This window comes from Polaribacter sp., from assembly GCF_039939415.1.
Taxonomy (GTDB): Bacteria; Bacteroidota; Bacteroidia; order Flavobacteriales; family Flavobacteriaceae; genus Polaribacter.
In genome coordinates, this window is sequence record NZ_JBDVJE010000016.1 from 30,737 (window position 1) to 51,230 (window position 20,494).

At 28.3% G+C, this 20,494-nt stretch carries 16 protein-coding genes; 9 read left to right on the forward strand and 7 right to left on the reverse strand.

The annotated features are described in order from the left end of the window. Positions 1 to 37 precede the first annotated feature (37 nt). Positions 38 to 2,458 carry a zinc-dependent metalloprotease gene (locus ABJG40_RS03185; RefSeq protein WP_348023138.1) on the reverse strand — a complete coding sequence of 807 codons (2,421 nt, stop codon included), beginning with the start codon at positions 2,456 to 2,458 and terminating at the stop codon, positions 38 to 40. An 87-nt stretch (positions 2,459 to 2,545) separates the two neighbouring features. Here ABJG40_RS03185 and prfB point away from each other — a divergent pair, with 87 nt between their 5' ends. The 3 genes from prfB (at position 2,546) to ABJG40_RS03200 (ending at position 6,576) form a co-directional block, all read left to right on the forward strand. Next, complete coding sequence (gene prfB / locus ABJG40_RS03190) at positions 2,546 to 3,646, forward strand: peptide chain release factor 2 (RefSeq protein WP_348023139.1); 1,101 nt, start codon at positions 2,546 to 2,548, stop codon at positions 3,644 to 3,646. A 29-nt stretch (positions 3,647 to 3,675) separates the two neighbouring features. Continuing rightward, positions 3,676 to 4,017: an arsenate reductase (glutaredoxin) gene (arsC, locus tag ABJG40_RS03195; protein WP_348023140.1), complete on the forward strand. Its 342-nt coding sequence runs from the start codon at positions 3,676 to 3,678 to the stop codon at positions 4,015 to 4,017. 99 nt (positions 4,018 to 4,116) lie between these two features. Beyond that, complete coding sequence (locus ABJG40_RS03200; RefSeq protein WP_348023141.1) at positions 4,117 to 6,576, forward strand: TonB-dependent receptor; 2,460 nt, start codon at positions 4,117 to 4,119, stop codon at positions 6,574 to 6,576. Positions 6,577 to 6,712: 136 nt separating this feature from the next. Here ABJG40_RS03200 and ABJG40_RS03205 read toward each other — a convergent pair whose 3' ends face one another. Continuing rightward, entirely contained in the window at positions 6,713 to 6,886 is a 174-nt protein-coding gene (locus tag ABJG40_RS03205; protein WP_036821348.1) for a hypothetical protein, read from the reverse strand. 161 nt (positions 6,887 to 7,047) lie between these two features. Between ABJG40_RS03205 and fumC the strand changes: the two genes are divergently transcribed. Both fumC and ABJG40_RS03215 read left to right on the forward strand, forming a co-directional pair. Then, positions 7,048 to 8,445: a class II fumarate hydratase gene (gene fumC / locus ABJG40_RS03210; protein WP_348023142.1), complete on the forward strand. Its 1,398-nt coding sequence runs from the start codon at positions 7,048 to 7,050 to the stop codon at positions 8,443 to 8,445. 90 nt (positions 8,446 to 8,535) lie between these two features. Continuing rightward, the gene (locus ABJG40_RS03215) at positions 8,536 to 9,009 is read left to right on the forward strand and encodes a nucleoside deaminase (RefSeq protein WP_348023180.1); all 474 of its coding nucleotides are present in this window, start codon (positions 8,536 to 8,538) and stop codon (positions 9,007 to 9,009) included. A 40-nt stretch (positions 9,010 to 9,049) separates the two neighbouring features. Here ABJG40_RS03215 and ABJG40_RS03220 read toward each other — a convergent pair whose 3' ends face one another. The 3 genes from ABJG40_RS03220 to ABJG40_RS03230 all read right to left on the reverse strand — a co-directional run bounded on the left by ABJG40_RS03220 (position 9,050) and on the right by ABJG40_RS03230 (position 12,899). Beyond that, positions 9,050 to 9,559 (reverse strand): DinB family protein, encoded by a 510-nt coding sequence (locus tag ABJG40_RS03220; RefSeq protein ID WP_348023143.1) that lies wholly within the window; start codon positions 9,557 to 9,559, stop codon positions 9,050 to 9,052. A 65-nt stretch (positions 9,560 to 9,624) separates the two neighbouring features. Then, positions 9,625 to 12,102, reverse strand: a complete 2,478-nt coding sequence (locus ABJG40_RS03225) for a polysaccharide biosynthesis tyrosine autokinase (RefSeq protein WP_348023144.1) — start codon at positions 12,100 to 12,102, stop codon at positions 9,625 to 9,627. A 5-nt stretch (positions 12,103 to 12,107) separates the two neighbouring features. After that, positions 12,108 to 12,899 carry a polysaccharide biosynthesis/export family protein gene (locus tag ABJG40_RS03230; protein WP_348023145.1) on the reverse strand — a complete coding sequence of 264 codons (792 nt, stop codon included), beginning with the start codon at positions 12,897 to 12,899 and terminating at the stop codon, positions 12,108 to 12,110. An 86-nt stretch (positions 12,900 to 12,985) separates the two neighbouring features. Between ABJG40_RS03230 and ABJG40_RS03235 the strand changes: the two genes are divergently transcribed. The 4 genes from ABJG40_RS03235 to secA all read left to right on the forward strand — a co-directional run bounded on the left by ABJG40_RS03235 (position 12,986) and on the right by secA (position 18,275). Continuing rightward, positions 12,986 to 13,762, forward strand: coding sequence for a class I SAM-dependent methyltransferase (locus ABJG40_RS03235; RefSeq protein ID WP_348023146.1), 777 nt, complete (start codon positions 12,986 to 12,988; stop codon positions 13,760 to 13,762). Positions 13,763 to 13,819: 57 nt separating this feature from the next. Next, positions 13,820 to 14,392: a cob(I)yrinic acid a,c-diamide adenosyltransferase gene (locus ABJG40_RS03240; RefSeq protein ID WP_348023147.1), complete on the forward strand. Its 573-nt coding sequence runs from the start codon at positions 13,820 to 13,822 to the stop codon at positions 14,390 to 14,392. A gap of 171 nt (positions 14,393 to 14,563) precedes the next feature. Beyond that, positions 14,564 to 14,785, forward strand: coding sequence for a DUF2795 domain-containing protein (locus tag ABJG40_RS03245; RefSeq protein WP_065318236.1), 222 nt, complete (start codon positions 14,564 to 14,566; stop codon positions 14,783 to 14,785). A gap of 148 nt (positions 14,786 to 14,933) precedes the next feature. After that, positions 14,934 to 18,275: a preprotein translocase subunit SecA gene (gene secA, locus ABJG40_RS03250; RefSeq protein ID WP_348023148.1), complete on the forward strand. Its 3,342-nt coding sequence runs from the start codon at positions 14,934 to 14,936 to the stop codon at positions 18,273 to 18,275. A 75-nt stretch (positions 18,276 to 18,350) separates the two neighbouring features. Here the strand turns inward: secA and folE are convergent, their stop codons facing one another. After that, a complete protein-coding gene (folE, locus tag ABJG40_RS03255; protein ID WP_348023149.1) occupies positions 18,351 to 19,040 on the reverse strand; it encodes a GTP cyclohydrolase I FolE in 690 nt (229 codons plus the stop codon). An 85-nt stretch (positions 19,041 to 19,125) separates the two neighbouring features. Continuing rightward, on the reverse strand, positions 19,126 to 20,493 hold the full coding sequence (gene hisS / locus ABJG40_RS03260; RefSeq protein WP_348023150.1) for a histidine--tRNA ligase: 1,368 nt from the start codon (positions 20,491 to 20,493) through the stop codon (positions 19,126 to 19,128). Position 20,494 lies beyond the last annotated feature (1 nt).

The window sequence follows — 20,494 nt, forward strand, 5'->3', positions numbered from 1 at the left end:
AAAATTTATTATTAATAAAAGTGTTTTGTATTAATAATTAATATCTAAAATCACTTCCTATTGGAGATCCATCAGGAATTTTTGGTGCACTTTTTTTCTTGAAAACAGATGGTTTTTTAACAAAATCTTCAATCATCTTTATCATTGATAAATCATATATTTTCTGAATACCAACTGATTTTTTATCTCTAATTATTTTTTTGATTTCTTCTAATTTATAAAAAACAATTGCATTAACTTGTTTGTATTGCTTTTGATAAGCTGCTAAATAAAATAATTGTTCTAATACTTTTATATTTATTATATTTTGTAATTCTTGAGAATAAGTATCCTTATGTGTTTTCTTGATAGATTTTACAACTAACTCATCAATTAATTCAACTAAACCAAGTTGCCTGTTATTTAAACTTTTATGTGAAATTAACCTTGAAACTCTTTGAGGGTTTAATAATAAATTTAAAGTCATTTCACTTGCAGTTTCTACGGCTCCAAAAGCATCAAACTCTACTCCTATTTCACTTTTAAAAGACTCTCTTGTTCTTCCATAACCGATAGCTCTTGGCGGAAATAATACCAATTTTTCTTTAGGAATGGCAATTTCACTCACAGAAATAGTTTGTAAAACTGCTTGTAAAGCAATTCTCTCTGTTGTACCATCTACTCTTTTTACAATGGTTTGGTTTCCTCCTTTAACAGCATAACTATATTCTAAACCTCCTATTAGTTTTACAGCTGCTTCTGTTTGAAATCTATGGAAAAAATATAACGGAACAAATACATCTTCTAAAACAGAATAAGGCTGACCTGTTTTAATATTATCAGTAGAAAAATTAGCAATTGCTGTTTTTCTAATTTTTAAGATGTTGTATAATTCATCATAAATATTACCTCCATTATCCCATAAATGAGCAGAAACACTTGCACTTCCTTGAGCTCTCGCATCAGAATCTGATAAATATTTTAATCCGCTAGCAAAAGCATTTTCTAATATTTTGTTGAGTTCTTTTTCTTCATCTTTCTCAAAATCTTGATAAAAATACGCCACAGTAACTTTGTCCCAAACTCCTATTTTATCATCATAAGCCTTAGAAAAATCAATTTTATCATTTTTTATAGTAAACTTTGGATGTGGATAATCCATAACAGAAGCTCTACCATTTGTACTCGCTGAAAAATTATGTGCAAATCCTAAAGTATGTCCAATTTCATGTGCAGATAATTGTCTGATTCTTGCAATTGCCATTTGCAGAGCAAAATCATCATCAACTGAATTATTTTTATAAGGAGCTTGTAAAGCTTGTGCAATTAAAAAATCTTGACGAATTCTTAAACTTCCCAAACTAACATGACCTTTAATTATTTCTCCTGTTCTTGGATCAGAAATACTACCACCATAACTCCAACCTCTAGTTGAACGATGCACCCATTGTACCATGTTATATCTTACATCTAAAGGATCTGCGCCTTCTGGCAACATTTTCATTTGAAATGCATTTTTGTAACCAATGGCTTCAAAAGCTTGATTCCACCATCTTCCTCCATCTAATAAAGCTGAACGAACAGGTTCTGGAGTTCCTCTATCTAAGTAGTAGATAATTGGTTCTTTTGCTTCAGAAATTGCAGCTTTTGGATTCTTTTTTTCCAATCTATGACGACGAATAAATTGTTTTTTTATAGCTTTATTTACAGGAGTTGCATAATCTAAATAAGACATTGGATAACCTCCAGAACGTGGATCGAATTTTCTTGGTTTGTAATTATTATCTGGTAATTCTACAAAAGAATGATGTTGATGAACCGTTACCAAACTTGCATTTGGTGTTACACTTCTAATACTTGATCCTTTAGCAGTTCCTTTAAAAGTTAATAAAACATCAAACTCTACATTTTTAGGAAATGCTTTTGTTCTATTTAAATTAAATGCAGATTTACTTTTATCTAAACTATAATTTCCTTGTTTGGTTCTCGCTAATTTTGCAGAAACACCATGTGCATCTCTCAAGAAAAAATCTGTAGCATCAACTAAATACTTGCCATTTTTCTTTTCTTTTATTACAAAACCATGCAAAACCGATTTTGCAAAGGCTTCTTTAATGGATTGTTTTTCTTCTTTATTATGAGTAATTGCTCTAAAATCTAGATTGGGTTGAATTAATAAAATTTTATTACCAGCTTTTTTAAAATATACTACTACACCACCACCTAATTGACCTCTATCTAAACCAATGTCATTAGAACCTACACCTTCAGAAAGTGAACGTACATAAAGAAATTCTTTGTCTAAATCATCAATCTGAAGAAATATTTTATCATTATTTTCATTATAATAAAAAGTAAAATAACCTTCGTGTTTTGTAATTTCCTTTAGTAATTTCTTGCCTGATTTTTCAATAAAGAATTGCGAAAATCCATCAAAAGAAAAAATTAAAATAAATAGAATAAGTAGTATTTTTTTCATGATTAGTTTATTTCGTATAAATCTATAAAATAAGAATCATTATTTAAAACAAGAAATCCTAAATTTTAATTTATTTTTGTTCAACTTATGATAACACAAGATCAACTAAAAGATATTGCTACTAGAATTAAAAAATTAAAAACTTATTTAGAAATAGATAAAAAGTTAATTGAAATTGCTAACGAAGAAGAAAAAACGGCAAATCCAGATTTTTGGAACAATCCAAAAGCAGCAGAAGTAATTTTAAAAGAGTTACGCTTTAAGAAAAAATGGGTAGAAGATTACAACAAAACCATAACTTTAAATGAAGATTTAAATGTATTGTATGAATTTTACAAAGAAGGCGAAGTAGATGAAAATGAAGTAATAGAACAATTTGAAACTGCAAGTACATTTTTAGAAGATTTAGAATTTAGAAACATGCTTTCTGAAGAAGGAGATTCTCTTTCTGCAACCATACAAATAACAGCTGGTGCTGGAGGAACAGAAAGTTGCGATTGGGTAGAAATGCTTTCTAGAATGTATACAATGTGGGCAGAAAAACAAGGTTTTAAGCTTAAAACATTAAACTATCAGGCAGGAGATGTTGTTGGTATTAAAACTATAACCATAGAAATTGATGGAGATTATGCTTTTGGATGGTTAAAAGGAGAAAATGGTGTACATAGATTGGTACGTATTTCTCCTTTCGATTCAAATGCAAAACGTCATACAACTTTTGGTTCTGTGTATGTTTTTCCGGTAGCTGATGATTCTATAGAAATTGATATAAATCCTGCTGATGTAGAAATTGTTACAGCAAGATCTAGTGGCGCAGGAGGACAAAATGTAAACAAAGTAGAAACTAAAGTTCAGTTAACACATAAACCAACAGGAATACAAATTTCTTGTTCTAACTCTCGTTCTCAGCACGATAATAGAGCTACTGCAATGAAAATGTTAAAATCTCAATTATACGAAATTGAATTACAAAAACAACAAGCTGCAAGAGATGATATTGAAGCAAGTAAGTTAAAAAACGAATGGGGAAGCCAAATACGTAATTATGTTATGCATCCTTATAAATTGGTCAAAGATGTTAGAACTGCTCATGAAACAGGAAATGTAGATGCTGTTATGAATGGAGACATAAATCCGTTTTTAAAATCTTATTTAATGCTAAATGGACAGAAGAATAGTAATCAGTAATCAAAATTAAAAACTTTGAAACTTAAATTATGATAAAAATATACCACAATCCACGTTGTTCTAAATCGAGACAAGGTTTAGCAATTTTAGAAGATTCAAAAAAAGAATTTGAAATTGTTAAATATTTAGAAACAATACCTACAAAAAAAGAACTAACAGAAATAATTAAAATGTTAGGCATCTCTCCTATACAATTAGTTAGAAAGACAGAAAAAGTTTGGAAAGAAGAGTTTAAAGGAAAAGAAATATCTGATTCAGAAATCATAGAAGCAATGATTCAAAATCCTAAATTAATAGAACGTCCAATTGTAATCAATAATAAAAAAGCTGTTATAGGTAGACCTCCAGAAAACATCTTAACAATCATTTAAAAACATTTTTAAATTTTCTTTAACTTTTATTTAACTAAAGCTTCTTAAACTTAACAAGAACTTTGTAGTCTTAGAAAAAATAACAATTCAAAGACCCAAATGAAGAAAATTACTTTACTATTTTATTTATTAACATCAACATTATTTTTTGCACAAAAACCAGGTAATAAACCTGTAAATACAGTATCAGGAAAAGTCGTTGAAGCTAGTACAAATCAACCTTTAGAATATGCTACTATTGTTTTAAAAAACTCAAAAACTCAAAAAATTTCTGGTGGTATTACTAATGAAAAAGGAGAATTTAGTGTTTTAGCTACAAAAGGTACTTATGAAATAAGTGTAGAATTTATATCTTTTAAAACCAAAAAACTTCCTTCTCAAAATATTACTTCAAGTATAAATCTAGGCATAATAAAACTTGAAGAAGATGCAAGTAGCTTAGATGAAGTTGTAGTAATTGCAGAAAAATCTACAGTTGATATCCGTTTAGATAAAAAGATTTATAATGTTGGTAAAGACATGACTGTAAAAGGTGGTACTGCTTCTGATGTTTTAGATAATGTACCTTCTGTAGATGTAGATGCTGAAGGAACTGTAAGTTTACGTGGAAGCGAAAATGTACGTATTTTAATTGACGGAAAACCTTCTGCTTTAGTTGGCTTATCTGGTACAGATGCTTTAAGACAATTACCTTCTGACGCTATTGAAAGAGTTGAAGTGATTACTTCTCCTTCTGCTAGATATGATTCTGAAGGAACAGCGGGTATTTTAAACATTATTTTAAGAAAAGGAAAAGCAACAGGTTTTAATGGTTCTGTAAACGTAACTGTTGGTGATCCTAAAAATTATCAAGGAGCTGTAAACTTAAATTTACGTACAAAAAAAGTAAATATTTTTTCTAATTTTGGTTATAGTGACAGAGGTGGACCTGGAGTTTGGAATTCTGATGTTACTTACCTAAGCAATGGTATTATAGATAGTATAAGAGTTGAGAATAGAGATAATGATCAATTCAGAAAAGGTTTTAATGGTAATTTTGGCTTAGAATATTTTTTAAATAAAAAAAGCTCTATAACGGGTACTGTTTTTGTTAGAGATACAGATGGCAACAACATATCAACAAATAATATTAGTTCTTTTAATCCTTCAAATGTAAATTTGTATAACTCTACTCGTATTCAAGACGAAGGTGAATCTGACAAAACTTTTCAAACCTCTTTAAATTATGTTAATAATTTTAATAAAGACGGTCATAAATTAACATTAGATTACCAATATAGTTCTAGTAAAGAAAATGAAGATGCAGTTATTATAGATATCAATCCAGAAACAAACTCTACAAAAGAACATTCTATTAGAAACTTATTTCAAGCAGATTACGTTTTACCAATTGGTAAAAACTCTCAATTAGAAGCTGGTTATCGTGGGAATTTTGAAGATTTAACTTCAGATTATTTAGTTACAGCAGCAAATTTAGACCCACTTTATAACCCTTCTAACAATTTAGAATTTACTCAAAATGTAAATGCTTTTTACACACAATTTGGAAGTAAAATTAATAAATTCTCTTACCTTTTAGGATTAAGAACAGAAATAACCAATATAGATATTAAACTAACTAATACCAATGAAGAATATACAAAAAACTATACAAACCTTTTTCCAACAGTAAATTTTGGTTATGAATTAACAGAAAATCAAAGTTTTACTTTAGGATATAGCAAAAGGTTAAGAAGACCACGTTCTAGATATTTAAACCCATTTGAAAATAGAACAAGTGAAACAATTATTTCTAAAGGAAATGTAGATTTAGATCCAACATATACAAATTCTTTTGATTTAGGATATTTAAATAAATGGGGAAAATTCACTTTAAACTCATCAATTTACTATCAACACTCTACAAATAACATTACCCGAGTTAATAGTGAAGAAATTAGAATTATTAACGGAAAAGAAACAAGCGTTCTAATTAGAAAACCTATTAACTTATCTTCTGAAGATAGATCTGGTTTTGAATTTACAGCAAATTACAATGCAAGTAGAAAAGTACGTTTCTCTGGAAGTTTTAATTTTTATCAGTTTGAAACACAAGGAGAATATACGTACAATGTTACAGACCCAACAACAAATACTGTAACAGCAATAACACAAAATTTTGACACTAAAAACAACTCATGGTTTACTCGTTTTGATGCAAAAATTACTCTTCCTTGGGATATTCAATCACAAACAAGAATATTTTATAGAGGTCCAAAAAATGATGCACAAAGTGACATAAAAGGAATTTTATCTACCAATTTAGCATTTAGTAAAGACATTTTAAAAGATAAAGGAACCATTGTTTTAAATGTAAGTGATGTTTTTAACTCTAGAAAATACCAAGTTACTAGTTATACACCAAGTAGAGAAAACCCAACAAATATTTCAGATCAAACTTTTCAAAGAAGAATGCGTCAAGTTTCTTTAAATTTTTCATACAGATTTAATCAAAAGAAAAATCAAAGAAAAAGAAATTCTGAACCTAAAGAAGATTCTGGTGATGATGGAGATTTTTAAAATCTATTGTTTTATAAAAATTAAAAGGTTAAGAATAATATTCTTAACCTTTTTTTAATTTAAAGCTCTATACTCAAACCCATAAAAAAACTCGTTTAAAAAATTAAACGAGTTTTTTTAATAAATATATTTAAAACTACTTTCCTTCAGCAGCTTTTCTTGCTTCCTTCTTTAATTTCATATTTTCCCAAATAGTTCCACCAATCCAATAAGGAACTACAAACGTTAATAAAAATATTAACAACCAAAAACCAGCTGTAAAAATAAACATGAATAAAACTAATCCTGAAAATTCTGAAAAATCTAACATTTGTATTTTTTTGAAAAAATTATTAAAGCAAAAATAATACTTATTTTCAAAAATAACCGTCAAAAAAATATTTTTTTTAACAAACTAAAAATCATGATTATCAACTTAGAGTAATCATAGTTTTTTGTAAATTTGTTTTATCTAAAATTTACATTATAATTATGAAATATAGAATTGAAAAAGACACAATGGGGCAAGTAAATGTTCCTGCAGATAAATATTGGGGCGCCCAAACAGAACGCTCTAGAAACAACTTTAAAATTGGTCCTTCTGGTTCTATGCCATTAGAAATAGTATATGGTTTTGCATACCTTAAAAAAGCTGCGGCATTTACAAATGAAGAACTAGGTGTTTTAACAACAGAAAAAAGAGATTTAATTGCACAAGTTTGTGATGAAATTTTAGAAGGAAAATTAGATGATCAATTTCCACTAGTAATTTGGCAAACAGGTTCTGGTACGCAATCTAACATGAATGTAAACGAAGTTATTGCCAACAGAGCACATGAAATTGCTGGAAAAGTAATTGGTGAAGGAGAAAAAACAATTCAGCCAAATGATGATGTAAACAAATCTCAATCATCAAACGATACTTTTCCAACAGGAATGCACATTGCTGCTTATAAGAAAATTGTAGAAAACACAATACCAGGAATCACACAATTAAGAGATACATTACAAGCAAAATCAGAAGCGTTTAAAGATGTTGTAAAAATTGGTAGAACGCATTTAATGGATGCTACTCCACTTACATTGGGTCAAGAATTTTCTGGTTATGTAGCGCAGTTAAACTTTGGTTTAAAAGCATTAAATAATACTTTAGAACATTTATCTCAATTAGCTTTAGGAGGAACAGCAGTAGGTACTGGGTTAAATACTCCTGCAGGTTATGATGTATTAGTTGCTAAGTATATTGCAGATTTTACAGAAATGCCTTTTATTACTGCAGAAAACAAATTTGAAGCCTTAGCTGCACATGATGCTCTTGTAGAAACTCATGGAGCATTAAAACAAATTTCTGTTTCTTTAAATAAAATTGCTAACGATATTCGCTTAATGGCCTCTGGACCAAGATCTGGAATTGGAGAAATCATTATCCCTGCAAACGAACCAGGTTCTTCTATAATGCCTGGTAAAGTAAACCCTACTCAGTGTGAAGCTATGACAATGGTTTGTGCACAAGTTATGGGTAATGATGTTGCTGTTACAATTGGTGGCGCACAAGGTCATTATGAATTAAACGTATTTAAACCAGTTATGGCAGCAAATGTTATACAATCTGCTCAATTAATTGGAGATGTTTGTAAATCTTTTGATGAAAATTGTGCTGCTGGTATTGAGCCAAATCATTCTAGAATTACAGAATTAGTAAATAATTCTTTAATGTTAGTTACAGCTTTAAATACTAAAATTGGATATTATAAAGCTGCAGAAATTGCAAATACTGCTCACCAAAACGGAACCACTTTAAAAGAAGAAGCTGTACGTTTAGGATATGTTACTCCAGAACAATATGACGAATGGGTAAAACCAGAAGAAATGATTGGAGCTTTAAAATAAAAACTATATTTTTATAAAATCTAAAAGAGCTGCATAATTTATGCAGCTTTTTTTGGCTCAAAGAACTAATCATAATATTAGAAAATGAAGATGAATAAACACGAAGAATTTATGAGTGAAGCTGTAAAAGCAGCTTTAAAAGGAATGAACAATAATGAAGGTGGACCTTTTGGATGTATAGTTGTTAAAGACGGAAAAATTATAGGTGAAGGAAATAACAAAGTTACTTCTACAAACGATCCTACTGCCCATGCAGAAGTTACAGCAATTAGAGATGCATGTAAAAATTTAAACTCTTTTCAATTAGATGGATGTATCGTTTATACTTCTTGCGAACCTTGCCCAATGTGTTTAGGTGCAATTTATTGGGCAAGACCAGATAAAGTCTATTATGGTAGTAACCAAGAAGATGCTGCTAATATTGGTTTTGATGATGAGTTTATTTACAAAGAAATACCATTACCATATGAAAAAAGAAGTATTCCTTTTGAACAAATTGGAAGAGAAATTGCTTTAGAGCCATTTAACAAATGGTCAGAAAAAGAAGACAAAACTGAATATTAAATTCATAAAAAGATCCGAAGTTTAAACTTCGGATTTTTTATTATAAATATCTTTCTTTAACAACATTTAAATGATGTATTTGATGTCCAGAAAACAAATAACCTAATGCTCTAACTGACATTTTATTCCCTGATGCAACCCCATTTCTTAACAAAGCTTCATCAGAAAAACTCTTAAAAAGAATTATTGTTCCCTTTCTTAAAATAGCCATTTCATCTAACAAATTATAATAATCTCTAGAATTAGCATCTACATTATCAACAAAAACATCTTGATCAAAACCTGGCAATTCAGTTTTATCATTTCTAGCAAAACAAAGTGCTCTATAACAAAAGACGCGTTCTGTATCAATTATATGTTGTATCAATTCTTTTAAAGTCCATTTAGAATCTGCATAAGAAAAATTATGTTTTTCTTTTGGCAAATTTCTTAGTAAACGTTCAAATTCTTTTTGAGAGTCTTCTAAGTTTTCTATAATAGATTTTCCTTTTTTAATAACAAGTTTTAGATATTGCTCAAAGTAAGAAGCGTATTCTGTTTTAGAAATCATATTTTTTTATTCTAAAAAGTTTATTTATTCTTAAAAGCATCATTAAATGATGCTTTTAAATTATTCTATTTTGAAGTAAAGAAATTTTTTATTCTTGAAAAGATGTTTTTTTCATCTTCATTTTCATGATATCCGTAACCATATTTACCATAACCATAGCCATAACCGTAACCATAGCCGTAACCATAACCGTAACCATAACCGTATTTATTTGTTATTGTAAAGTCGTTTAATACATAACTAATGTTAGTAACTTCTTTATTCTTGTATTTGTCATCAATCATTTTCATCATTCCTTTTTCAGAATAATTTTGACGAATTACATAAATAATTGCATCACCATATTTAAACAACTCTAAAGCATCAGAAACTAAACCTACAGGAGGTGTATCTATAATTACATAATCATATCTTTCTTTAAGACTTTTAATCATTTTGTCTGCAGTATCATTCAACAATAATTCAGAAGGATTAGGAGGAATAGGACCTGATAAAATTAAATCTAAATTAGGTACTTTAGTATTAATAATTATTTCATCTAATGTTTTTTGATTAATTAAATGATTTACTACACCAATATCATTTTTTAAATCAAAATCATCATAAATTTTAGGCTTTCTTAAATCTAAACCTATAAGCACAGTTTTCTTTCCACTTAAAGCAAAAACGGTTGCCATATTAATAGACACCATTGTTTTACCCTCTCCACTTACAGAAGAAGTTAAAATTAATGTTTTAGACTCTTCTTCATTTTGAGCATTTTTAAATAAAAATTGAATATTAGATCTTAATGCTCTAAAAGACTCAGATACAGAAGACTTTGGTCTATCAAAAACTGCTAAATTATTTTTACCTTGATTTCTACCAACAACACCTAAAACTGGTATTGCATAATTATTTTGTATTTCTTCTGCGGTATGAATTTTATTATCTAAAATCTCTTTAACAATGATGTAAAATAAAGGAAAAATAATTCCCATCATTAAACCAACTAGATAGTTAAATTGTGGTTTTGGATAATTTGGGCCTTCACCTAAATCTTTAGCTTCATCAATAACTTTAACATCAGAAACATTTGCTGCAATTGCTGTACCTGCCTCGTAACTTTTTTGTTTTAGGTAATTATAATTGGCTTCTGAGATTTCAAAATTTCTTTGGTATTTCATTAAACCTTGCTCTCTAGAAGGAAATTTTTTTAATTTAGAATTAGCAGATAAAAGTCTTTTTTTAATTTTACTTAATTTATCATTATTTATATTTTTTAAATTATATATATTCTCAAATAAATTATTTTTAGCTATTGTAATTTCATTATTCAAACGTTTTAATTCAGGGTAATTTTCTGTTACTCTACTTTTTAATGTCTCTCTTAAAGTAGATTTTTGTATCAAAATAGTTATTTCTTCTGCTATTTTTGCATCTTGTATAGTTACTAATGCAGGTACAGGAATACCTTCTGAATATTGATTATGTGTTAAAATATAAGTTCTTAAGTTCTTTAAATAATCATTAAATTCTAATAATTCTTTTTTACTTTTTTCTAGTTCTAATATTTCTTCATAAACTTGAGTACCTTCGGTAGATAAGTCATAAATATTATTTACCTCTTTATAAACACCAAGTTCTTTTTCTATACGATTAAGACTGTCTTGCTCCTTAATAAACAGTTCGTCAATGTAACTTTTAGTTTTCTTAGCATATAAAATTTTCTGCTCTTTTTTATCTGCTTCTAAAACCTGTACAGTAGCATTTAAGTAAGTTACAATTCTATTTTTATTTGGCCCACTCATAGACAAACTTAAAAGTGAAGCAGCATCTGTTAAAGTTCCTACGCTAACTCCTCTATAGGCGCCTACAGTACCATCAAAACTTCCAAAACTAATAAAATAAATCTCACCAATATTAAACTTCTTTTTTTTATCTACAGTAAAGTTTAAAAATTCAGTTTCAATTTTTTCATTTACAGTGTACTCTTTTGAAAAATCTGGAGTATTAGATATATATTCACTTACTGTATTAGAATCATAAATAATTAAATTATCTGAACCTAAATTATTAAAATCAAAAGATAACTTAAACTTATTTTCACCTGTTATTTCAACTTTTATAAGCTTATTATATAATTGTGGTTTATCAGTTTTAAGGTTTATAGAAAAAGGAGTATACCCATATACATCTTCCATTCTATATCTACCTTCTTTTAAATAATTAATATAAAAATCTAATTTTTTTACTACTTTTTCATTATGAGAACGAGAACCAATAATAACTTTTATTGTTTCTATCTCATCACTTGCTCCTCCCCAATTAAAAGCAATATTTGTACCTGTAGAAAATAATGGATTATTTTCCTCTTTTACGGAAATAACAGTATTTAAACTAAACCTTTTTTGTTTATAACCATTCATAAATTTAGCTATAATTAAGGCAATTGTTATGGTTACAAAAAATAATTTCCAGTAAGAAATTATTTTAAAAACATAACTTTTTATGTCTATATTATTTTGAATCTCTGAAGTGTTAAAACTTATTTTATTATTCATAAATACTATATATTTCTAGCTAAGATAAAAGTTGAAGTTAATAAGGTGAAAACTGATATTATTGTGGTAAAAGTCTGTAAACCAGTTGTACCTGTTCCCCATGATTTCTGTTTTAAAGGAATGATATTAATTATATCATTGGGTTTTATATAAAAAACATCAGAATAAAAAGCATCTATATTCGTTAAATCTATTAAAAATTTTTCTGTTCCATGAATAGAATTTCTTATAACCTCTACTTTTTTTCTGTTTCCTACAATTGTAATATCTCCTGAATTTGCAATAGCATCTATAATAGAAACTTTGTTCTGAAAAATAACCCTTGGTCCAGGGCTATTAATCTCTCCAATAATTGTATATTTTATACCAGACAGTTTTACAGAAACATAAACATCTTCATTATTCTTTATATATTTTTTTAACTCATTTTCAATTTTTTTTCTAACTTCTACAGTTGTATAACCTAAAACATTAATTTCACCTAAAGTTGGCATTCTTATGTTTCCATAACTGTCTATACTATAATCTGAAAAATATCCAGAACCAGATACAAAACCTTGCCCACCAGAATTTACATTACCATTAGATCCTTTCTTAAAAATTGCAACTAATTCTTCTTCATTAGATTTTATATCAATATTTAACATATCATCAACCTGTAACTTGTACGGAATGTCATTTATTCTTTTAATTTCCTTTTTTTGAATAGGTTTTCCTTGTAAATAAATTAAATCTTTACTAGGCACACAAGAAAATAAAACAGAGAGAGTTAAGAGTAATAAAAGGTATTTTTTCATATTAATTTTAATGAACAATAAGTACAAATATACTTTTTAAAAGTGATTTGATATAATTTTATTTTATTTTCGTTTTTTTATAAAATATGATACATATATTAATTGAATATTTTAAGTTTATTTCAAAATCATCTAATCAACATGGGGTACATTCTCCTTTTATTTACAATCTAATTACTAAATGTTTTTACAAAAAAATAGATGCTAATTTATGGAGTAGATTTAAAGAAATAAAACAACAATTATTAGACAACAAATCTTTTATAAAAGTTACAGACTTTGGAGCTGGTTCTAAAATTTTTAAAACAAATAAACGTCAAGTTTCTAAAATTGCTAAAGTTGCTGGTATAACTAATAAAAAATCAAAATTATTAATCCGTTTAATAAAATATTTTAAACCAATTTATGTTTTAGAAATAGGTACTTCTTTAGGTCTTGGCACAACAGCAATTAAAATTGGTAATAAAAATGCAATAATAACATCTCTAGAAGGTTGTGTAGAAACTAGTAAAATTGCTCAAGAATTATTAAAAAACAATAATTTAAAAAATATTACAATAAATACAGGTGATTTCAAAAAAACACTAACAAAATCAATTGAAAAGCAAAGTTTTGACTGTATCTATTTTGATGGAAATCACACAAAAAAAGATACTTTAAATTATTTTAATACATGTTTACCAACCATAAAAAATGATTCTTTTTGGATTTTTGACGATATTTATTGGAATAACGAAATGAAAGAAGCTTGGACAGAAATTAAAAACCACCCTAAAGTAAAAGTTACTGTAGATGTTTTTTATTGGGGAATTGTTTTCTTTAGAAAAGAACAAGAGAAAGAACATTTTAAAATTAGAGTTTAATTATACTAAAATTTAAACTTTGTAACTTTACTCCTTTCAAAATTTGAAACTCATAAAATGAAAATTTACACAAAAACAGGCGATTCTGGAACCACAGCTCTTTATGGTGGAACAAGAGTAAAAAAATATAATTTACGTATAGAAAGTTATGGAACTGTAGATGAACTTAATTCTTATATAGGTTTAATTAAAGACCAAGAAATAAGTGATTATATAAAAAATTCTTTATTAAAAATTCAGAATGAATTATTTATTGTAGGCTCAATGCTAGCTACTCCTAAAGAAAAAGAAACCTTAAAAAACGGAAAAGAAAGATTAAATATTCTAAAAATTGATGAAAGTTCTATTTTATATTTAGAAAAAGAAATAGATAAAATGGATAAAGAACTTGCTCAAATGACACATTTTATTTTACCAGGAGGTCATCAAACTGTGTCATTCTGTCACATTGCAAGATGTATTTGCAGACGTGCAGAACGCTTATCTGTTGAGTTACAAGATCAAGAAACAATTAATAACAACATCATAAAATATTTAAACAGACTTTCTGACTTTCTTTTTACGCTGGCACGAAAATTGTCTAAAGATTTATCAGTAGAGGAAATTAAGTGGATTCCTGAAAAAAAATAACAAGTTCTTTATTTATCGATTTTGAATAAAAATTTAAATACTCCCCTAACCTTAAAACACTAATTATAAAGGTTTAGAGAAATTTAATAATAAGTTCACAGTAAATTTCTTAAAAAAGACTTGCATAATTGCGTAAAAAAATTATTTTTGCACAAAATTAAACAATAAGAAATGTATTGGACATTAGAATTAGCATCTTATTTAGCAGATGCACCTTGGCCAGCAACCAAAGACGAGTTAATAGATTACGCTATTAGAACTGGATCTCCTTTAGAAGTAGTAGAAAACCTACAAGATATAGAAGACGAAGGTGATGCATATGACTCAATTGTTGAGATTTGGCCAGATTATCCAACTGAAGATGATTATCTTTGGAATGAGGATGAATACTAAATTAAAATTAAAAAAATATAAAGTCTCTAAAGAGGCTTTTTTTTTGTTTTTTTTTAATCGATAAAATGTTTTTTTCAGGTTATTATAACTTGATCTCAAATCCAAATAACACAGTTACGTAAGTAACTAAAAAACATAGATATATAAAATGAATATTTTAAATTCAGTTATTAAACTTTTTGTTGGAGATAAACAACAAAAAGATTTAAAAGGATTACAACCAGTAGTTGAAGATGTAAAAAAATTCGAACTTGCTTTTTCTAAACTTTCTCACGATGAATTACGTGCAAAAACCATAGAATTTAAAGAAAGAATAAAAGATGCAACTAAAGAATTTAATGATAAAATTATTTCTTTAGAAGAAGAAGCTAAAACTGTAGAAATAGATCGTCAAGAAGATATTTATACAGAAATAGACTCTTTAAATGATGAAGCCTATAAAGTTTCAGAACAAACTTTAATTAAAATAATGCCAGAAGCTTTTGCTGTTGTCAAAGAAACTGCAAAACGTTTTGTTGAAAATGAAGAAATTGAAGTAACTGCTACCCCTTATGATAGAGAATTATCTGCAGAAAGAGAAAATGTTATTTTAGAAGGAGATAAAGCCTTTTGGGCAAACTCTTGGGATGCATCAGGTAAACCTGTTACTTGGGATATGGTGCATTATGATGTGCAATTAATTGGTGGTTCTGTATTACACCAAGGTAAAATTGCAGAAATGATGACAGGAGAAGGTAAAACATTAGTTTCTACATTACCTGTTTATTTAAATGCTTTAACAGGTAAAGGGGTTCATTTAGTAACTGTAAATGATTATTTAGCAAAACGTGATAAAGCTTGGATGGGACCAATTTTTGAGTTTCATGGTTTTACAACTGATTGTATAGATTATCATCAACCAAATTCAGACGAAAGAAGAAAAGCATACAATGCAGATATTACTTACGGAACAAATAACGAATTCGGATTCGATTATTTACGAGATAATATGGCTAATTCTAAAGACGATTTAGTTCAAAGAGCTCCTAATTATGCTATTATAGATGAAGTAGATTCTGTTTTAATTGATGACGCTAGAACTCCATTAATTATCTCTGGAGCTGTACCACAAGGAGATAGACATGAGTTTACAGAATTAAAACCTTTAGTAGCAGATTTAGTTACGTTACAAAAAAATCATTTAGTTGGTGTTTTGGCTGAAGCCAAAAAACTAATTAAAGAAGGAAATGATAAAGATGGTGGTTTTTTACTTTTAAGAGTTTACAGAGGTTTACCTAAAAACAAAGCCTTAATAAAGTTTTTATCGCAAGAAGGTGTTAAGCAAATATTGCAGAAAACTGAGAATTATTATATGCAAGATAACAACAAATTAATGCCAGAAGTAGATGAAGATTTATGGTTTGTTGTTGAAGAAAAAAATAATCAAATTGATTTAACTGACAAAGGAATTGCAGATTTATCTAAAAGAACAGATAATGAAAGTTTCTTTGTTTTACCAGATATTGGGGTAAAAATTGGAGAGATTGATAATTCTGAAATTCCTACAGAAGAAAAAGCTTCTCAAAAAGAAGAACTTTACAAAGATTTTAGCGTAAAAAGTGAACGCATTCATACAATGAATCAACTTTTAAAAGCATACACTGTTTTTGAAAAAGATGTTGAGTATGTTGTAATGGAAAACAAAGTAATGATTGTTGATGAACAAACGGGTCGTATTATGGACGGTCGTCGTTATTCAGATGGATTACACCAAGCAATTGAAGCAAAAGAAAATGTAAAAATTGAAGATGCTACTCAAACTTTTGCTACTGTAACATTACAAAATTACTTTAGAATGTACAGAAAACTGTCTGGTATGACAGGAACAGCGATTACGGAAGCTGGTGAGTTATGGGAAATCTACAAATTAGACGTTGTAGAAATTCCAACAAACAAACCAATTCAGAGAGATGATAAAGAAGATTTAATTTACAAAACTGCTCGTGAAAAATACAACGCAGTTATTGAAGATATTGTAAAGTTAGTTGAACAAAAAAGACCTGTACTTGTTGGTACAACATCTGTAGAAATATCAGAATTATTAGGACGAATGTTACAAATGCGTAAAATTCCTCATAATATCTTAAATGCAAAATTACACAAACGTGAAGCAGATGTTGTTGCTGAAGCTGGTAAACCAGGGATTGTAACCATTGCAACAAATATGGCAGGTCGTGGAACAGATATTAAATTATCTGACGAAGTAAAAAATGCTGGTGGTTTGGCTATTATTGGTACAGAAAGACATGATTCTCGAAGAGTAGACAGACAGTTAAGAGGACGTGCTGGTAGACAAGGTGATGTTGGTTCTTCTCAATTCTATGTTGCTTTAGATGACAATTTAATGCGTCTTTTTGGTTCTGATAGAATTGCAAAAATGATGGATAGAATGGGGTTAAAAGAAGGTGAAGTAATCCAACATTCTATGATTACCAAATCTATTGAAAGAGCACAGAAAAAAGTAGAAGAAAATAACTTTGGTATTCGTAAACGTTTGTTAGAATACGATGATATTATGAACTCTCAACGTGAATTTGTTTACCAAAGAAGACGACATGCTTTAGATGGAAAACGATTACAAGTAGATATTGCAAATATGATTTATGATACTTGCGAATCTATTATCAATGCGAACAAACCTACAAAAGATTTTCAGAATTTCGAATTTGAATTAATTCGTTTTTCATCTATGACTTCTCCATTTTCTGAAGAAGAATTTGATAAGTTATCAGAAAAAGAGTTAACAGATAAATTATACGATTTAGTAACTGAACATTACAAAAACAAAATCGAAAGAAATGCGATTTTAGCATTTCCTGTAATTAAAGATGTTTTTGAAAATGAAGGTGATAGATATGAACGAATTGTAGTTCCTTTTACAGACGGAATTAAATCTTTACAAGTTGTTACCAACTTAAAAGAAGCTTATGAAAGTGAAGGAAAAAGTTTAATTACAGATTTCGAAAAAAACATCACATTAGCAATTATAGATGAAAACTGGAAAGATCATTTACGTAAAATGGATGATTTAAAACAATCTGTACAAAATGCATCTTATGAGCAAAAAGATCCTTTATTAATTTATAAATTTGAAGCTTTTGAATTATTCAAACAAACAGTAGATGATATAAATAAAGAAGTTTTATCTTTCTTATTTAAAGGAGAACTACCTGCACAAGATACAACACAAATATCTGAAGCACGTCAACAAAAAAGAGAGCGTTTAAATACGAGTAAAGCTGATGTACAAAACACTACAGAACAAGCTATCGAAAACTCTCGTCAACAATCTTCTGAACCTGTAGAAACAATTGTACGTGATCAACCAAAAATTGGTAGAAACGAACGTGTTACCATTAAAAATGTAATGAGTGGTGAAGAAAAAGTTGTTAAATTTAAACAAGCAATTCCTTTAATTGAAAAAGGAGAATGGGTTTTAATTAATAATTAAATCACAATTTAATATACTAAAAAACCGTTTAGAAATTTCTAAACGGTTTTTTTTATTTGTATGAGAAAAAAACTTCTAATCAAAATCTGTATCCATTTTTAAATAATCTAAAAACTCTCTTTTAGTTTCTTTTTCTTTAAATTTTCCACCAAATTCTGCGGTAACAGTAGAGCTTTCAATATCTTTAATTCCTCTAGAATTTACACATAAATGTTTTGCATCAATTACACAAGCAACATCTTGTACTCCTAAAGCTTCTTGCATTGCTTGTACAACTTGCATTGTTAAACGCTCTTGAACTTGTGGTCTTTTAGAAAAGTACTCTACAATTCTGTTCATTTTAGACAAACCAATTACTTTTCCATCAGAAATGTAAGCAACATGAGCTCTACCAATAATAGGTAATAAATGATGCTCGCAAGTAGAATAAACAACAATGTTCTTTTCTACCAACATTTCACCATAATTATAATTATTGTCAAACGTAGATGCTTTTGGTTTATTTTTAGGATTTAACCCCATAAACAATTCATTTACAAAAGCTTTAGCAACTCTTTTAGGTGTGCCTTGTAAACTATCGTCTGTTAAATCCATACCTAAAGTTTCAAGAATATCTTTAACACTGTCTTGGATTTTATTAATTTTTTCTGCGTCAGAAATATCAAAAGCATCTGCTCTTAATGGAGTTTTGGCTGATGTACCAATGTGATCTTCTCCTAATTCTTCAATTCTTTCGTCATTCATTTTGCTGCTCAATTCAAACATTTCAATCTATATTAAAGTGCAAATTTACGTGTTTGCAACGTATTATCTTAGTTTAATAATCGATAAAAATTATAAAACCATAATTTTATGCTTTTAACTTATTTACTAATTCAGATAACGAACAATCTTCTTGTTCTCCAGAATTCATGTTTTTTAAAGTAAAATCATCGTTTTCTACTTTAGAAACCACAAATTCTATTGCTCTGTTAGTTACATATTTCCATTGTCGTTTTTGTGCTTTATTACTTGCACCCAAATCAGGATAAAATTCACTTTTAACGTTATTTTCTCTTAAAACTTTAATAGCTTTCATTTTGATAACATCTGTAGAAGCATCAAAATTTAAGAAAATAACTTTAGGTTTTGGTAAATCAACTGTTTTAAACAAACCTAATTCTTCTAAAACCAAATAAATTCTGTCCAATCCAAAAGAAATTCCTACACCAGAAACATCTTTTAATCCAAAGATTCCTGTTAAGTCATCATATCTTCCTCCACCTCCAATAGAACCCATTTTTACACCTTTTGGTGCAGATACTTCAAAAATTGCGCCTGTGTAATAATTTAAGCCTCTTGCTAAAGTTACATCTACTTCTAAAGCTGCAGTTTCTAAACCTAATGCTGAAATAGAATTAATCACAAAACGCAACTCTTCTACTCCATTGATTCCTTCTTCAGAAGAAGCTAACATCTTTTCTAAAGAAGCTAACTTATCTAAATTAGAACCCGTAAAATCGAACAAAGGTTCTACTTTTTTAATAGCTTCTTCCGTTATTCCTTTAGCTAACATTTCTTTTACAACACCTTCTTTACCAATTTTATCTAACTTATCTAAAGCTACTGTAAAATCGATTAATTTATCTTGTGCACCAATAACTTCTGCAATTCCAGATAATATTTTTCTGTTGTTGATTTTGATAGTTGTTCCAGATAAACCTAATTTACTAAAAACAGTATCATACAATTGAATGAACTCAACTTCTTGCCAAAGCGATTTACTTCCAACAACATCTGCATCACACTGAAAAAATTCTCTAAAACGTCCTTTTTGCGGTCTATCTGCTCTCCAAACGGGTTGCACTTGATATCTTTTAAAAGGAAATGTAATATCATTTTGATGTTGTACAACGTATCTTGCAAAAGGTACTGTTAAATCGTAACGAAGTGCTTTCTCTGATATTTGAGAAGTAACTTTTAAACTGTTTTTTTCTGATAAAAGCTGATCATCTGCTTTCTTTAAAAAATCACCAGAATTTAAAATCTTAAAAATAAGTCTATCCCCTTCTTCACCATATTTTCCCATTAAAGTTGATGAATTTTCAAAACTTGGTGTTTCAATTGGTTGAAATCCGAAAGTTTCAAAACTAGTTTTAATCGTATTCATTATATAGGTACGATTTGCTACTTCTGTTGGCGAAAAATCTCTTGTTCCTTTTGGGATGCTTGGTTTCATT

Coding starts and splice junctions, on each gene's coding strand:
- fumC (WP_348023142.1), top strand. CDS start 7,048: ATGAAATATAGAATTGAAAAAGACACAATGGGGCAAGTAAATGTTCCT.
- ABJG40_RS03205 (WP_036821348.1), bottom strand. CDS start 6,886: ATGTTAGATTTTTCAGAATTTTCAGGATTAGTTTTATTCATGTTTATT.
- secA (WP_348023148.1), top strand. CDS start 14,934: ATGAATATTTTAAATTCAGTTATTAAACTTTTTGTTGGAGATAAACAA.
- ABJG40_RS03230 (WP_348023145.1), bottom strand. CDS start 12,899: ATGAAAAAATACCTTTTATTACTCTTAACTCTCTCTGTTTTATTTTCT.
- folE (WP_348023149.1), bottom strand. CDS start 19,040: ATGTTTGAATTGAGCAGCAAAATGAATGACGAAAGAATTGAAGAATTA.
- hisS (WP_348023150.1), bottom strand. CDS start 20,493: ATGAAACCAAGCATCCCAAAAGGAACAAGAGATTTTTCGCCAACAGAA.
- ABJG40_RS03185 (WP_348023138.1), bottom strand. CDS start 2,458: ATGAAAAAAATACTACTTATTCTATTTATTTTAATTTTTTCTTTTGAT.
- arsC (WP_348023140.1), top strand. CDS start 3,676: ATGATAAAAATATACCACAATCCACGTTGTTCTAAATCGAGACAAGGT.
- ABJG40_RS03200 (WP_348023141.1), top strand. CDS start 4,117: ATGAAGAAAATTACTTTACTATTTTATTTATTAACATCAACATTATTT.
- prfB (WP_348023139.1), top strand. CDS start 2,546: ATGATAACACAAGATCAACTAAAAGATATTGCTACTAGAATTAAAAAA.
- ABJG40_RS03245 (WP_065318236.1), top strand. CDS start 14,564: ATGTATTGGACATTAGAATTAGCATCTTATTTAGCAGATGCACCTTGG.
- ABJG40_RS03215 (WP_348023180.1), top strand. CDS start 8,536: ATGAATAAACACGAAGAATTTATGAGTGAAGCTGTAAAAGCAGCTTTA.
- ABJG40_RS03235 (WP_348023146.1), top strand. CDS start 12,986: ATGATACATATATTAATTGAATATTTTAAGTTTATTTCAAAATCATCT.
- ABJG40_RS03225 (WP_348023144.1), bottom strand. CDS start 12,102: ATGAATAATAAAATAAGTTTTAACACTTCAGAGATTCAAAATAATATA.
- ABJG40_RS03220 (WP_348023143.1), bottom strand. CDS start 9,559: ATGATTTCTAAAACAGAATACGCTTCTTACTTTGAGCAATATCTAAAA.
- ABJG40_RS03240 (WP_348023147.1), top strand. CDS start 13,820: ATGAAAATTTACACAAAAACAGGCGATTCTGGAACCACAGCTCTTTAT.